Origin of the sequence: Phyllobacterium phragmitis (assembly GCF_002980495.1) — a bacterium.
Classification (GTDB): domain Bacteria; phylum Pseudomonadota; class Alphaproteobacteria; order Rhizobiales; family Rhizobiaceae; genus Paramesorhizobium; species Paramesorhizobium phragmitis.
The window spans coordinates 1-1,579 of record NZ_PVBR01000068.1 but is presented as its reverse complement, the minus strand read 5'-3'; the positions used below and the strand labels follow the sequence as shown (position 1 = coordinate 1,579).

General features: G+C 63.4%; 1 protein-coding gene. It reads left to right on the top strand.

The features are described from left to right. Positions 1 to 1,579 (top strand): hemagglutinin repeat-containing protein (locus tag C5748_RS27345; protein ID WP_199194921.1); only part of this gene is annotated, 1,579 nt, incomplete at both ends.

Sequence of the window (1,579 nt, the reverse complement as noted above, 5' to 3'; positions counted from 1 at the left end):
AGAAGGAAGAGAAATCCGGGTTCGGCATCCAGTTCGGTTCGAGCGGCAGCGGCTTCTCCGTTGGCATCGGTGCGAAAAAGACCAAGGACGAACTGAACCAGGGCGCGCAGACCAATGCAGGCTCCAGCCTGCAGGCGGGCCGCGACATCACCATCAATGCCGGCCGTGACGCCAATCTGCAGGCGGCACAAGTGGCTGCCGACCGCGATGTGGCGATCGTCGCCGAGCGTGACGTGAACCTGCTCGCCGCGCAGGACAAGTCCAATTACGAGGCGATCCACGAGGAGCTCTTCGCCGGTGTGACGGTCGCCGTCGGCTCCGGTCTGGTGAGCGCGGCGCAGAGCGTGGGCAATGCGGCGGAAAAGATCGGTGATATCTCCGACAAATATTCCACTGCCAACGCCGCCTTCGCCTCGATGAAGGCCTATGACGCGCTCGACAATCTTGCCAATGGCGGCAGCATGGCCTCGCTCTCGGTGACGGCGGGCTTCACCCACCAGAAGAGCAGCACCTCGTCATCCGCCGAGGTACCTGTGGTCACGACGATCACCGGCGGGCGCTCGGTCTCTATCGAGGCCAAGTCCGGCGATCTCACCGCCCATGGCGCGCAGATCGCGGCGGGCTATGACACCGACGGTCTTCCCACTGATTTCGATGATGAGAAGGCGGGCGATATCTCGCTTAAGGCTGGCAACGACATCAACCTCACGAGCGCGGAGGCCAAGACCGAGACTTCCAGCAAGACGAGTTCGTCGGGCGCGAGCCTGGGCGTCTCGGTTGGCGTCGGCCTGAACGGCGTCGGCGTCAGTCCGACCGGCGGCGCTTACGCCAGCGCTGGCAAGTCGAATGGCAAGGAAACCACCCAGGTCAACACCCATGTGACGGGTACAGGCGATATCAAGCTCGAATCGGGCCGCGACACGAAGCTCCACGGTGCCGTCGTTTCCGGCGAGACCGTGACGGCGAATGTCGGACGCGATCTCTCCATCATCTCGGTGCCCGACACGGGCGAGGCGAAGAACAGTTCTGTCTCCGGCGGCTTCTCCTTAAGCAGTCCGGGACAGAAGGTGGGGAGCCCCGGCGACCTGGGTGGCGCGATCGGCGGCGCCATGGGTACGACGCCTTCCATCTCCGGTCTACAGCCGGGCTTCGGCACCGGCTCGGGCGAGACCAACTGGATCACTGAGCAATCCGGCCTGATCTCGTCGGGCAAGATGGACGTGACCGTCGGCGGCAATACGCATCTCGGTGCCGGCAAGATCGTTTCGGAATCCGGCGATCTCACTCTCGAAACCGGTACGCTGACGCACGAGAACTTCTCCGGCTCGAAGCAGTATGAAGGCTTCGACGTCACCGCCAATGTCGACCTGACGGGCGGCAAGGGTACGCTCGAAAACGCGTTGGGCAACACCACAGCAGAGGGCTCTTATAAGCTCGACGACACTCGTCAGGAAGTCCGCGCCACGGTGGGCGAGGGCGAGATCACCATCCGGGACAAGGACAAGCAGGCAGAACTAGAGGCCGAAGGCAGGACCGAAGACCTCGCCGCGCTCAACCGCGATCCGGATAAGGCCTATGA